Source organism: Streptomyces sp. AM25, assembly GCF_058146165.1.
This window is the reverse complement of record NZ_JBKIWN010000133.1, coordinates 307,916-320,997: the sequence shown is the minus strand read 5'-3', so window position 1 is coordinate 320,997 and position 13,082 is coordinate 307,916. Positions and strand designations below refer to the sequence as shown.

The following is a 13,082-nucleotide window of genomic DNA, read 5'->3' as shown; positions in this document are numbered from 1 at the left end:
AGGGCGATACCGAAGCGAGACCCGGTCGAGCTAGACCGTAAGGTGGCGCGCGGGAGAGACTCGCGGTCTCCATCGAACACACACCATCCACACAAAGGTGGGAAGCAGTAGTGCAGCGGCGGCGGTTCTTGGGTCTGACGGCGGCGGGTGCCGCCACTGCGGCGTTGGCGCCCGCGCTGACGGCGTGCGGCAGCTCGGGTCCCGGTGGGAGCAAACACCTCAAGCTCGTCGCAGCGGACTACGGCGACAAAAAGGACAACAGCTCCAAGAAATACTGGGATTCCCTCGCTCGCGACTACGAGTCGAAGAACAAGGGCGTCAAGATCGACGTCGAGGTCTACAGCTGGACCGAGGTCGACAAGAAGGTCGCCGACATGGTCGCGGCCGGCAAGGCGCCCGACATCGCGCAGATCGGCGCCTACGCCGACTTCGCCGCCGCGGGCAAGCTCTACCCGGCCGACCAGCTGCTCTCCATACCCACGCAGGCGGACTTCATCTCCTCGATCTCCGCCGCGGGCGAGGTGCACCGGGTGCAGTACGGCCTGCCGTTCGTCGCCAGTACCCGACTGCTCTTCTTCAACAAGAAGCTCTTCGCCAAGGCCGGTGTCGCAAAGCCCCCGGAGAGCTGGGACGAGCTGCAGGCCGCTGCGATCAAGCTCAAGGCCGCGGGTGTGAAGATCCCCTACGGTCTGCCCCTCGGTCCCGAGGAGGCCCCGGCCGAGACCATGATGTGGATGCTCGCGGGCGGCGGCGGTTACACCGACAAGAACGGCGGCTACACGATCGACTCGGCCGAGAACGTCAAGGCCTTCGAGTGGCTGCGCGACGAGCTCGTCGGCAAGGACCTCGTCGGCCCCAACGACCCCGGGCGCACCAACCGCCAGGACCTCTTCGACGCCTTCGTGGCCGGCGACGTCGGCATGCTCAACGGTCACCCCACGCTGATCCAGCAGGCCAAGACCAAGGGCCTCGACTTCGACATGACGCCGCTGCCGGGCATCAAGGGCAAGGCCCGCTCCACCATGGGCGTCGCCGACTGGATGATGGCGTTCAAGCAGAACAACAACCGCGACCGCATCGGCCCGTTCCTCGACTTCGTCTACTCGCGCGACAACGTGCTGTCCTTCACCGGCCAGTACAACCTGCTGCCGGTGACCACCGCCGCGTCCGGCGCGATGCACGACGACCGCGCGCACGGCGAGCTCTGGCCGTTCCTGGAGCAGCTCCAGGACGCCTCGTTCTACCCCGCCGACAAGGTCTCCTGGGCCAAGGTGAGCGTGGCGATCAAGGAGAAGATCGGCACGGCCGTCCGCAAGGGCGGCGACCCGGCCTCGGTCCTGTCCGAGATCCAGCGGCTGGCGGACGCCACGGAGAACGCGGACGGCTAGGGCGCTACGTTGGAGACCGTGGACGACGCGCAGGAGCTCTCCGAGCAGGACCGGGCCGTGCTCGCCATCGAGCGGACGGCCTGGGCCGGTCCGGGCGCCAAGGAACGTGCCGTGCGGGAGCGGCTGGGGCTCACCCCGGCCCGCTACTACCAGCTGGTCAACGCCCTCATCGACGATCCGCGGGCGCTCGCGCACGACCCGGTGACCGTCAACCGGCTGCGCCGGCTGCGGGACGCGCGGCGCGAGCGGCGCTGATCCGTACGAGGCGGGGAAAGCGCTCTCCCCGGAGGCGGGCGCACCGGTAGGGTCGCCGTATGGGCAGCCATCCCCTCCCGGATCCCGTGACGTCCGCCGGCCGCGACGGCCTGGCCGCACTGCTGGCACGGCCCGAACGGGCGGTCGTCGCGCTCGACTTCGACGGCACGCTCGCGCCGATCGTGCCGGACCCCGAACGGGCCCGGGCCCACCCCGGAGCCGTGCCGGCCCTCGCCCGGCTCGCCCCGCACCTGGGCTCGGTCGCCGTGATCACCGGCCGCCCGGCCGGGGTCGCCGTCCGCTACGGGGGCTTCGCCGGCGTCCCCGGCCTGGACCACCTCGTCGTCCTCGGCCACTACGGCGCCGAGCGCTGGGACGCCGTGACCGGCACCGTGCACGCCCCCGCCCCGCACCCCGGCATCGCGGCCGTCCAGGCCGAGCTCCCCGGAGTGCTCGACCGGTCCGGCGCCTGGCAGGGCACCTGGATCGAGACGGCGCACATCGAGAACAAGGGCGGCCGGGCCGTCGCCGTCCACACCCGCCGCGCCCCCGACCCCCAGGCCGCCTTCGAGGCGCTGCGTGCCCCGCTCGCCGAACTGGCCGAGCGGCACGGCCTGATCGTCGAACCGGGCCGCCTGGTGCTGGAGCTGCGCCCGCCCGGCGTGGACAAGGGCGTCGCCCTCGCCGACTACGTCCGCGAGACGGGCGCCGGGTCCGTGCTCTACGCCGGCGACGACCTCGGCGACCTCGCCGCCTTCGGAGCCGTCGAGAAGCTGCGGGCGGAGGGGCTGCCGGGGACGCTGGTGTGCAGCGGGAGCGCCGAGGTGACGGAACTCGCCGGGCGCGCCGACCTGGTGGTCGACGGGCCCGGCGGGGTCGTGGAACTGCTCACGGCGCTCGCGGAGCGGCTGGGATCCTGACTCGGGCCCTGGCCCGGTCAGTCGTCCCCGTCCGCGTCCTTCGCCGCCTTCGTGCCCTTCGCGGGCGACGACTTGCCGTCGTCCTTGATGCCGACGGTGTTCAGCGCCGTCGTCCAGTCGTGCGCTATGGCCTGCTGGGCCTTGGCCAGGTCCGTCCTGCCCGAGCAGATCGCGGTCTTGAGCTTGGTCTCGACCACGTCCTTGGGGTTGTTCGGACCTGCGCCCTCCTTGTGCCCCGGGGACGGCGGCTCGACCCACAGGTTGCGCGGGTCGTTGGGGTCGCCGCCGAGCTGGAGGCTGATGAGGTGGTCGTACTCGTAGTCGCGCAGCGAGCCCTTGTAGCCGTACGACTCGGCGTTGGCGGTCTTCTCCTTGTTGGTGACGCTCACCGGGGGCCGGATCGTCGCGGTGTAACCGCTCTTGCAGATCGTGTCCTTGATGGTCGCCTGGGTGACCTTGGGGTTGGTCGCGCCCGGGGTGCACTTGGGGTCGGGGAGGGGTTGTTTGTCCGCCGTGTACTGGTAGTGGCAGGTGCCGGGGGCGGGTTGCTTCTGGGCGGTGTACGAGGATTGCGGGCCGGCGCCGACCGGGATGGCGGCGGTTCCGCCGGGGGCGGCGGAGGAGCTGTTGCCGTTGCCCTTGTCCGCCGGCGCGGAAGGTGAGCTCTTGGCGTCCGACTTCTTGGAGTCGGAGGACGAACAGCCGGTTGCCGTGACGGCGATCAGGGCTGTGGTGGCCGCGGCAAGTGCGGCCCAGCGTGGGGCGATTGACATGGGGGCATGTCTACCCTGGCCCCTGCGGGGGGCACACGGGGGGTTACGGTGCGCGGGCGTGCCCCGGCGCGCGGTTCTTCGGGTGCGGGTCGTTCGTGGCTGATCGCGCAGTTCCCCGCGCCCCTTACGGGGCGTCGCCCTGCTGCCTACGGAGCCACGTGATGCTCAGCCCGATGAATGCGGCGCTCATCAGCGGCACCGCCCCCGCCTTCACGCCGTTGCCCAACGCCGCGGCGACGACAGCCGATACGAGGCAGGCGGCCATCGACACCCGCGTGATCCACTCTCCGCGGAACTTCGTCCTCATCATGAAGACGAGTGTTCCTCCAGGGCCCGCAGTTGATCAAGAAACCACCGCGCCGGCGGCAACGCCGTGGCCGCCGCCGCGAGGCGCTTCGTGCGTTCCGCGCGTTCGCCCGCATCCATCAGCAGGGCCTCGTGCAGGGCCTGCGCGGTCGCCTCCACGTCGTACGGGTTCACCAGCAGCGCCTCGTCGCCCAACTCCGCCGCCGCGCCCGCCTCCCGCGAGAGCACGAGCGCGCAGCCGTGCTCCGAGACGACCGGGACCTCCTTCGCGACCAGGTTCATGCCGTCGCGGATGGGGTTCACCAGGGCCACGTCCGCCACGCGGTACGCGGCCAGCGAGCGGGCGAAGTCGTCCTTCACGTGGAGGGCGACCGGCTGCCAGTCCTCCCTGCCGAAGGCCGAGTTGATCTCGCGCGCGACGCGTTCGACCTCGGCCGTGTAGTCGCGGTAGACCGCCAGGTCCTGGCGGGAGGGGTAGGCGAAGGCGATGTGGACCACCCGGCCGCGCCACTGGGGGCGCTCCTCCAGCAGGCGGCGGTAGGCGCGCAGGCCGCGGACGATGTTCTTGGAGAGCTCCGTGCGGTCGACGCGCACGATCGTCTTGCGGCCGGGGCCGATCTGCTCGCGCAGCGCCGCCATCCGCTCCTCGACGTCCGGGCGGTGCGCGCGCTCGCGCAGGAAGTCCGCGTCCGCGCCCAGGCCGTGCACCCCGAGCCGGGTCGTACGGCCCTCGAAGCGCACCGCCGTGGCCGCGCCCTCCTCGGACCTGAGCACCTCCGCGCCGAGCACGGCCGCGCAGCACGCGGCGAAGGCCTCGGCCCAGCGGTGGGTGAGGAAGGCCGCGCGGTCGCCGCCGAGGATGCCGCGCAGGACCTGCTCGGCCACGTCGTCCGGGAGCAGCCGGTAGTAGTCCGGCGGAGCCCACGGCGTGTGCGAGAAGTGGCCGATGCGCAGGTCGGGGCGCCGGTCGCGGAGCATCCCGGGGACCAGGGTCAGGTGATAGTCCTGGACGAGCACGCAGGCGCCCTCCGCCGCCTCCTCGGCGAGCGCGTCGGCGAAGGCCGCGTTGTACGTCTCGTAGGCCGCCCACTGGGAGCGGAACTCCAGGTCGAAGACGGGCTCCAGCGGCGTCTGGTAGAGCAGGTGGTGGACGAACCACAGCACCGAGTTGGCCACGCCGTTGTACGCGGCGGCGAAGGTGCCCGGCGGGATGTCCAGCATCCGCACCGCATGGCCCCCGGTGTCGCCGGTGCCGAGTCTTCGGCCGGCCCGGCGCACCGCCTCCCGGTCGCCCTCGCCGAGCGCCGCGCACACCCAGACGGCCCCGCCCTCGCCGCCGTCGCCCTGCCGTCCGATCGCGCTCAGGCCCGAGACGAGGCCGCCGCCGCCCCGGCCCGCGGCCAGCGAGCCGTCCGCCTGCAGCGCGTAGGAGACCGGGCCGCGGTTGGAGGCGACCACGATCTGCGCGGGCGGCATGTGCATGTGCATGTGCTCAGCGACCATGACCGCAGCCTTGCCGTCCGGCGAACCGCTCAAACGTACGCCCTACGCGGCCTGACGTCGTACGTATTCCGGTATCTCGGCCATGGGAGGCCGCTCCTCCGTGTCCACCGGGTACGTCCTGGGGACGAAGCCGTCCGCGGTGCGCTCGAACTGGGTGAGCGCGGGCCGCACCAGGTGGCCGCGGGCCAGCCGCAGCTGGGCGGTGCGGTAGATCGCGGCGGCCATCCGGCCCAGGGCCTGCTCGTCCTGGTGGCGGTGCTTGCGTACGCCCACGTCCACCTGGGCCAGCGCGTCCAGGCCCACGGTGTGCAGCGCGTCCACCAGCAGGCCCAGCTCCACGCCGTAGCCGACGGGGAAGGGCAGCCGCTCCAGCAGCGAGCGGCGCGCCGCGTACTCGCCGCCCAGCGGCTGGACGATTCCGGCCAGCTGCGGCCAGTGCAGGTTCAGCAGCGGGCGGGCCACCAGCTCCGTCACCCGGCCGCCGCGGCCCGGGGCGTCCCCGAGCGGGCGGTCGTACATCGCCTTGACGAACTGCACGTCCGGGTCGGTGAGCAGCGGGCCCACGATGCCGGACACGAACGACGGGGAGAAGTCCCGCAGGTCGGCGTCCACGAAGCAGACCACGTCCCCGCTGGTGACGAGCAGCGACCGCCACAGCACCTCGCCCTTGCCGGGCAGCGCGGGCAGCCGCGGCAGCACCGTGTCCCGGTGCACCACCCGGGCCCCGGCCGCGGCCGCCACCTCGCCGGTGCGGTCCGTCGAGCCCGAGTCGAGCACGACCAGCTCGTCGACCAGGGGCACCGCCTCCGTCATCAGCCCCTCGCGGATCGCGGTGACGATGGCGCCGACCGTCGCCTCCTCGTTCAGCGCCGGCAGCACCACGCTGACCGTGGTCCCGGCCTCGCGTTTGGCGGCGAGCAACTGGTCGAGCGGACGGTCTGCTGCGGTCCAGGAGCGGCGGTCCAGCCAGCGCTCCACCTCTTCCAGCACGTGTACGACTCCTCGTTGTGACGCATCTCGCGGTTCGGACGGCCCTCTCATGGCCCCGCCCCTTCCGTTACAGTCTTGAACAACGCGGACGGCCATCGCATGTCGGGGTCGTCGCGCGCACAAATGCCCGGGCCCTGCCCGGCGCCATACCGCTCATCCAGAGGGGCAGAGGGACACGGCCCGTTGAAGCCCCGGCAACCCTCCAGCCGGTCTCCCGTTTCATACGGCGAGGCTCCCGGCGGGGAAGGTGCCAATTCCGTCTCGTGGCGAGGTTCGCCGCGGGGAAGATGAGGAGAAAGGGCCTCGCCTCCATGGCTGTGCAAGCCGTTGAAAGTGCTACCACCCGCCCGGTGTTCGGTCCCGCCGTCGCGCTGTCCTGCCGCGAGTGCGGCGAGCGCGTCCCGCTCGGTCCCGTCTTCGCCTGTGCGGCGTGCTTCGGTCCGCTCGAAGTCGCCTACGACCTCCCGGCCGGCGACCCCGAGGCGCTGCGCCGGCGGATCGAGGCCGGTCCGCCGAACATCTGGCGCTACGCCCCGCTGCTTCCCGTACCCGAGGACGTGGCGGACAGGCCGAACCTCAACCCGGGCTTCACCCGGCTCGTCCGGGCCGACAACCTCGCACGCGAACTCGGCGTCACCGGCGGGCTGTACGTCAAGGACGACTCCGGCAACCCGACGCACTCCTTCAAGGACCGCGTCGTCGCCATCGCCGTCGAGGCGGCGCGGGCGTTCGGTTTCACGACGCTCTCGTGCTCGTCGACGGGCAACCTGGCCGGCGCGGTGGGCGCCGCGGCGGCGCGCGCGGGCTTCCGCTCCTGCGTGTTCATCCCGCACGACCTGGAGGCCGGCAAGGTCGTCATGGCCGCGGTCTACGGCGGCGACCTGGTCGGCATCGAGGGCACCTACGACGACGTGAACCGCTTCTGCTCCGAGCTGATCGGCGACCCGCTCGGCGAGGGCTGGGGCTTCGTCAACGTCAACCTGCGCCCGTACTACGGCGAGGGCTCGAAGACCCTCGCGTACGAGATCTGCGAGCAGTTGGGCTGGCGGCTGCCGGACCAGATCGTGGTGCCGGTCGCCTCCGGCTCGCAGCTCACGAAGATCGACAAGGGGCTGAAGGAGCTCATCGCCCTCGGGCTCGTCGAGGACCGGCCCTACCGGATCTTCGGCGCGCAGGCGGCCGGTTGCTCACCGGTCTCGCAGGCGTTCAAGAGCGGGCAGGACGTGGTGCGGCCGGTGAAGCCGGACACGATCGCGAAGTCCCTCGCGATCGGGAACCCGGCGGACGGGCCGTACGTGCTGGACATCGCCCGGCGGACGGGCGGGGCCGTCGAGGACGTGACGGACGCGGAAGTGGTGGACGCCATCCGGCTGCTGGCGCGGACGGAGGGGGTTTTCGCGGAGACGGCGGGCGGGGTGACCGTCGGGGTGACCCGGAAATTGATCGAGCGCGGGGTGCTCGACCCCTCGTTGACGACGGTCGTCCTCAACACCGGGGACGGGCTGAAGACGCTGGACGCCGTTGCCGCCGGTCCGACGGCGACCATCCGCCCGAGCCTGGACGCGTTCCGCGCAGCCGGCCTCTGAGCCACCCACCCGACTCACCCCGAAACGAAAGGCGAACCTATGGCCGTCACCGTCCGCATCCCCACCATCCTGCGTACCTATACCTCCGGTCAGGCCGAAGTGGCCGCCGAGGGCGGCACCCTCGCCGAGGTCATCGCCGATCTCGAAGCGCGGCACAACGGCATCGCCGCCCGCGTGCTCGACGACAGCGGCCGGCTGCGCCGGTTCGTCAACGTCTACGTCAACGACGACGACGTCCGCTTCGAGCAGGGACTTGCAACGCCCACCCCGGACGGCTCCGCCGTCTCCGTGATTCCCGCCGTTGCGGGGGGCTGACCTTTACGCAGGGTTGCTGCACAATGCCCCGGAATCGCTCCGCCCGTAAAACGGACGGGGCGATTCCGTCTGTTGAAGCGCGATAGAGTTGAGGCGTTCCCCCTCCGGTGTCACTGCCGAACGCATATGAGAACCCGTCAAGTTGTGCGCGAAACGCGTGCACGAATTGTCGGGTTGGTTGGGTTATGCCCGGTCCGGCTTGCCCGATAATCCCCGCGAATCGGCGCTTATTTCCGATCGGCCGCGCCCGGAATTCTCGTCCGAGTGACCTGTTGCAGACGGCATCCGTGCAGATACATTCAGCCGCGGTCGACGCGTTCCGGCGCACACCCCCACCTGTCAGGGGGTGAGGTCTGACCCGGGCCCGCGAAGTGCGGTCCTGTGCAAGGGCCAGTAATAGGGGAGTTAGGCATGGCTCAGGGCACCGTCAAGTGGTTCAACGCGGAGAAGGGGTACGGCTTCATCGCGGTCGACGGTGGTGCGGATGTATTCGTCCACTACAGCGCGATCCAGATGGACGGTTACCGCACCCTCGAGGAGGGTCAGCGGGTCGAGTTCGAGATCTCGCAGGGCCAGAAGGGTCCGCAGGCGGACATGGTCAAGGTGACGGCCTGACGGTCGCGCGTCGGTCACCCGGCTCAATCGGCTTGCCGAGGGGCCCGCACTCCTTGGAGTGCGGGCCCCTCGTGCATGTCCCCACGTGCGTGTGGGTAACGGTCATACACGCTTGCACTCTCGGGGGTCGAGTGCTAATCATTGGGCTAGCACTCTCCGGGTGAGAGTGACAGATTTGGACCGTCGGTGAGGTCCGCGGGCCAAGCGGGGCAAGGAACCGCGAGGCGCGCAGGCCGTCCGTCGCGGGCGCCAGCACGGTCCGGAGCAATCCACCCCAGTCCGGGAGGACCACTTCACATGGCCAAGATCATCGCGTTCGACGAGGAGGCACGGCGCGGTCTCGAGCGCGGGATGAACCAGCTCGCCGACGCCGTCAAGGTCACCCTCGGCCCCAAGGGCCGCAACGTCGTCCTCGAGAAGAAGTGGGGCGCCCCCACGATCACCAACGATGGTGTCTCCATCGCCAAGGAGATCGAGCTCGAGGACCCGTACGAGAAGATCGGCGCCGAGCTGGTCAAGGAGGTCGCGAAGAAGACGGACGACGTCGCCGGTGACGGCACGACGACCGCGACCGTCCTCGCCCAGGCGCTGGTCCGTGAGGGTCTGCGCAACGTGGCCGCCGGTGCCAACCCGATGGCCCTGAAGCGCGGCATCGAGAAGGCCGTCGAGGCCGTCTCCGGTGCGCTGCTCGACCAGGCCAAGGAGGTGGAGACCAAGGAGCAGATCGCCTCCACCGCCTCCATCTCGGCCGCCGACACCCAGATCGGCGAGCTCATCGCCGAGGCCATGGACAAGGTCGGCAAGGAAGGCGTCATCACCGTCGAGGAGTCGCAGACCTTCGGTCTGGAGCTCGAGCTCACCGAGGGCATGCGCTTCGACAAGGGCTACATCTCGGCGTACTTCGCCACCGACATGGAGCGTATGGAGGCCTCGCTGGAGGACCCGTACATCCTGATCGTCAACTCGAAGATCTCCTCGGTCAAGGACCTGCTCCCGCTGCTGGAGAAGGTCATGCAGTCGGGCAAGCCGCTGCTGATCATCGCCGAGGACGTCGAGGGCGAGGCCCTGTCGACCCTGGTGGTCAACAAGATCCGCGGCACCTTCAAGTCCGTCGCCGTCAAGGCCCCGGGCTTCGGCGACCGCCGCAAGGCCATGCTCGGCGACATCGCCATCCTCACGGGCGGCACGGTCATCTCCGAGGAGGTCGGCCTCAAGCTGGAGAACGCCGGTCTCGACCTGCTCGGCCGCGCCCGCAAGGTCGTCATCACCAAGGACGAGACGACCATCGTCGACGGTGCCGGTGACAGCGACCAGGTCCAGGGCCGCGTCAACCAGATCCGCGCCGAGATCGAGAACAGCGACTCGGACTACGACCGCGAGAAGCTGCAGGAGCGCCTGGCGAAGCTGGCCGGCGGCGTGGCCGTCATCAAGGCCGGTGCCGCCACCGAGGTGGAGCTCAAGGAGCGCAAGCACCGCATCGAGGACGCCGTCCGCAACGCGAAGGCCGCCGTCGAGGAGGGCATCGTCGCCGGTGGTGGCGTGGCCCTGCTGCAGGCCTCCTCGGTCTTCGAGAAGCTGGAGCTGGAGGGCGACGAGGCCACCGGTGCCAACGCCGTCAAGCTGGCGCTGGAGGCCCCGCTGAAGCAGATCGCCGTCAACGGTGGTCTCGAGGGCGGCGTCGTCGTGGAGAAGGTCCGCAACCTGGCGGTCGGCCACGGCCTCAACGCCGCGACCGGCGACTACGTCGACATGATCGCCGAGGGCATCATCGACCCGGCCAAGGTCACCCGCTCCGCGCTGCAGAACGCCGCCTCCATCGCGGCGCTGTTCCTCACCACCGAGGCCGTCATCGCCGACAAGCCGGAGAAGGCCGCCGCGGCGGGCGCTCCGGGCGGCATGCCCGGCGGTGACATGGACTTCTGAGCTGAATCCTCCTGACGCGTCCCTCGCACTGCTCGGCCGTAGCCGGCCTCGCAGGCTTCGGGCCGCTGCACCGGACTCCGTCCGGTGACCGGAGCAGCTACAGTCCAGCCGAAGGCGGTACTCCCTGACCAGGGGGTACCGCCTTCGGGCTTTCCGGGCGAGGCCGAGCCGCAGGCGGCATCGCGTTGAGCTCCACGAGGGCTTCCCGGCTCAAGCCGAAGAAGTACGTGGCCGCGAAACCCGCCGCGTACCCCACGAGCAGGCCCGCCCCGTAGACCGCCGCCGCCTCGGCCGGGCCGTGGCTGCCCTTCAGCAAGGGGAAGAGGGCCCAGCCGGACGGGCCGATGGCCGTGGCGCCGACCGTGCTGCCCAACTGGTCGAGCAGGCCCACGAATCCGCCGCCGAACGCGCCGCCCACGCAGGCCGTGACGAACGGGCGGCCCAGGGGCAGCGACACCCCGTAGATCAGCGGCTCCCCGATGCCCACGAGCCCCGCCGGCAGCGCCGACCTGATGGTGCTGCGCACCCGGCCGTTGCGCGCCAGCCGGACGTAGAGCGCGAGCGCCGCCCCGACCTGGCCCGCGCCCGCCATGGCGAGGAGGGGCAGCAGGACCGTCGAACCCTGCTCGGCGATCAGCGTGGTGTGCACCGGGATCAGCGCCTGGTGCAGGCCCAGCATCACCAGCGGCAGGAACAGCCCGCCCAGCACGAAGCCGGCCGCGGCGCCGCCGTCCGCCAGCAGCACGTGCGTGAACCGGCCGATCGCGGCGGAGACTTCACCGGCCGCGTACATCAGCCCGTAGAGGGTCACCAGCCCGGGCAGCAGGACCGTGAGCGCCGGGGTGAGCAGCACGTCCACCGCCGAAGGCAGCACCTTGCGGCACGCCTTCTCCACCTGCACCGCCAGCAGCGCCGCGCCCAGGGCGCCCAGGACCCCGCCCTGGCCCGGCGTGAGCGTCAGGCCGAAGGTGTGCACGTGTGTCACGCCCGGGTACACGACGACCGCGGCCACGGCCCCGCCCAGCACGGGGGTGCCGCCGAACTCCCGTGCCGTGCCGTACCCGACGAAGACCGCGAGCAGCGCCATGAAGCCGCCCGCGACGGCCGACAGGGCCGGCACGAGCGAGGGCAGCAGGCGCAGGTCGGCGAGGACCCCGGCCAGGCCCGCGACCAGGCCGCAGCCGATGAGGGCGGGGATGAGGGGGATGAAGATCTGGCCGATGCGGCGCAGGAAGGTCTTGAACGGCGTGGCGTTGCGGGCCTGTTGCTCCGCCTTGAGGGAGGCGCCGTGGGCGGCGAGGGGGTCCAGCAGCTGTTCGAGTTCGGCGGCCACCTGGGTCACGATGCCGGGACCCAGGACGATCTGGAGGGCTTCGGCATCCTCGACGACGCCCAACACGCCGGGCAGGGTGCGCAGTTCATCGCCCTGGACCGTGGTGCGGTCGTGGAGTTCGACGCGCAGGCGGGTCATGCAGGCGGCCACGGAACGGATGTTGCCGGGACCGCCGAGGAGCGGCAGGAGGGAGGCGCAGTCCATGTCAGCCCCGGGCCGCGTCCAGGGCCGCGCGCAGGTGCCCGTCCGACTCCTGCAGCAGCCGGGCGGCCGTGGGGCCGTCGACGCCGCCGAGGAGGACGAGGATCGCGTTCTTCACCTCGCCGTCCGTGGCACCCAGGGCCTGCTCGATCTCCGCGTCCGCGGCGCCCGTTGCGAGTGCGACGATGCGGCGCGAGCGGGCGTGCAGCTTCTCGTTGGAGGCGCGGACGTCGACCATCAGGTTTCCGTAGGTCTTGCCGAGGCGGATCATCGTGATCGTCGAGAGCATGTTGAGGACGAGCTTCTGTGCGGTGCCGGCCTTCAACCGGGTGGAGCCGGTGAGCAGTTCGGGACCGACGACGACCTCGATCGGATGCTCGGCGGCCGCGCCCAGGGCGGAACGGGCGTTGCAGGAGAGGCCGATGGTGAGTGCTCCGGCGGCGCGGGCGTGTTCGACGGCGCCGACCGCGTAGGGGGTGCGGCCGGAGGCGGAGATGCCGACGACGGTGTCGCCGGCCCCGATGCCGAGCCGGTCCAGATCGCCGGCCGCCAGTTCCCGGCTGTCCTCCGCTCCTTCGACGGCCGTCACCATGGCGTCCGGTCCGCCCGCGATCAGGCCGACGACCCTGTCCGGATCGGTGTTGAAGGTGGGCGGGCACTCGCTGGCGTCCAGCACCCCCAGCCGGCCCGCGGTGCCGGCGCCGGCGTAGACGAGCCGTCCGCCGCGGGCCATCCGGGCGGCGGTCGCGTCGATGGCCGCGGCGATCTCCGGGAGCCGCTCGGCGACGGCCGCGGCGACGCCGGCGTCCTCGGCGTTCATGATCTTCGCGATGGCGTCGGTCGGCAGCCGGTCGATCTCCGCGAGGTCGGGGCGGAACGCCTCGGTCGTGAGCGAGGCCAGCTGGGCGCGCAGGGCGGCGGAAGCGGCGGGCGACGTCATGGTGAGGAGGCTCATTTCCTGGGGGGTTCCTGGC

General features: G+C 71.2%; 13 protein-coding genes and 1 riboswitch. Of the genes, 7 read left to right on the top strand and 6 right to left on the bottom strand.

The features are described from left to right. Positions 1 to 110: 110 nt before the first annotated feature. The 3 genes from ACLHRZ_RS38800 to otsB are packed head-to-tail and all read left to right on the top strand — an operon-like array spanning position 111 to position 2,563. A complete protein-coding gene (locus ACLHRZ_RS38800; protein ID WP_490423286.1) occupies positions 111 to 1,388 on the top strand; it encodes an extracellular solute-binding protein in 1,278 nt (425 codons plus the stop codon). Positions 1,389 to 1,406: 18 nt separating this feature from the next. Beyond that, positions 1,407 to 1,643, top strand: coding sequence for a DUF3263 domain-containing protein (locus tag ACLHRZ_RS38795; RefSeq protein ID WP_490423285.1), 237 nt, complete (start codon positions 1,407 to 1,409; stop codon positions 1,641 to 1,643). A gap of 59 nt (positions 1,644 to 1,702) precedes the next feature. After that, entirely contained in the window at positions 1,703 to 2,563 is an 861-nt protein-coding gene (gene otsB / locus ACLHRZ_RS38790; protein WP_490423284.1) for a trehalose-phosphatase, read from the top strand. A gap of 17 nt (positions 2,564 to 2,580) precedes the next feature. Here otsB and ACLHRZ_RS38785 read toward each other — a convergent pair whose 3' ends face one another. The 4 genes from ACLHRZ_RS38785 to ACLHRZ_RS38770 form a co-directional block, all read right to left on the bottom strand. Beyond that, entirely contained in the window at positions 2,581 to 3,336 is a 756-nt protein-coding gene (locus ACLHRZ_RS38785; RefSeq protein ID WP_490423283.1) for a hypothetical protein, read from the bottom strand. A gap of 124 nt (positions 3,337 to 3,460) precedes the next feature. Continuing rightward, complete coding sequence (locus ACLHRZ_RS38780) at positions 3,461 to 3,646, bottom strand: hypothetical protein (protein WP_490423282.1); 186 nt, start codon at positions 3,644 to 3,646, stop codon at positions 3,461 to 3,463. Beyond that, positions 3,643 to 5,145 carry an alpha,alpha-trehalose-phosphate synthase (UDP-forming) gene (locus ACLHRZ_RS38775; protein WP_490423281.1) on the bottom strand — a complete coding sequence of 501 codons (1,503 nt, stop codon included), beginning with the start codon at positions 5,143 to 5,145 and terminating at the stop codon, positions 3,643 to 3,645. Before ACLHRZ_RS38775 ends, ACLHRZ_RS38780 begins: the two co-directional genes overlap by 4 nt. Positions 5,146 to 5,187: 42 nt before the next feature. Continuing rightward, complete coding sequence (locus tag ACLHRZ_RS38770) at positions 5,188 to 6,135, bottom strand: glucosyl-3-phosphoglycerate synthase (protein ID WP_490423280.1); 948 nt, start codon at positions 6,133 to 6,135, stop codon at positions 5,188 to 5,190. Between the two features lie 150 nt (positions 6,136 to 6,285). Beyond that, positions 6,286 to 6,429, top strand: a riboswitch (SAM riboswitch). A 17-nt stretch (positions 6,430 to 6,446) separates the two neighbouring features. Between ACLHRZ_RS38770 and thrC the strand changes: the two genes are divergently transcribed. The 4 genes from thrC (at position 6,447) to groL (ending at position 10,574) form a co-directional block, all read left to right on the top strand. Further along, complete coding sequence (thrC, locus tag ACLHRZ_RS38765) at positions 6,447 to 7,721, top strand: threonine synthase (protein ID WP_490423279.1); 1,275 nt, start codon at positions 6,447 to 6,449, stop codon at positions 7,719 to 7,721. Between the two features lie 39 nt (positions 7,722 to 7,760). Continuing rightward, positions 7,761 to 8,036: a MoaD/ThiS family protein gene (locus tag ACLHRZ_RS38760; protein WP_490423278.1), complete on the top strand. Its 276-nt coding sequence runs from the start codon at positions 7,761 to 7,763 to the stop codon at positions 8,034 to 8,036. Positions 8,037 to 8,447: 411 nt separating this feature from the next. Further along, complete coding sequence (locus ACLHRZ_RS38755) at positions 8,448 to 8,651, top strand: cold-shock protein (RefSeq protein WP_004954158.1); 204 nt, start codon at positions 8,448 to 8,450, stop codon at positions 8,649 to 8,651. Between the two features lie 297 nt (positions 8,652 to 8,948). Further along, positions 8,949 to 10,574 carry a chaperonin GroEL gene (gene groL / locus ACLHRZ_RS38750; protein WP_490423277.1) on the top strand — a complete coding sequence of 542 codons (1,626 nt, stop codon included), beginning with the start codon at positions 8,949 to 8,951 and terminating at the stop codon, positions 10,572 to 10,574. A 97-nt stretch (positions 10,575 to 10,671) separates the two neighbouring features. On the opposite strand, the gene ACLHRZ_RS38745 is transcribed toward groL, so the two are convergent. Together ACLHRZ_RS38745 and murQ are read right to left on the bottom strand one after the other, a co-directional pair. After that, entirely contained in the window at positions 10,672 to 12,111 is a 1,440-nt protein-coding gene (locus ACLHRZ_RS38745; RefSeq protein WP_490423276.1) for a PTS transporter subunit EIIC, read from the bottom strand. Position 12,112: 1 nt separating this feature from the next. After that, the gene (gene murQ / locus ACLHRZ_RS38740) at positions 12,113 to 13,063 is read right to left on the bottom strand and encodes an N-acetylmuramic acid 6-phosphate etherase (RefSeq protein ID WP_490423275.1); all 951 of its coding nucleotides are present in this window, start codon (positions 13,061 to 13,063) and stop codon (positions 12,113 to 12,115) included. Positions 13,064 to 13,082: the final 19 nt, after the last annotated feature.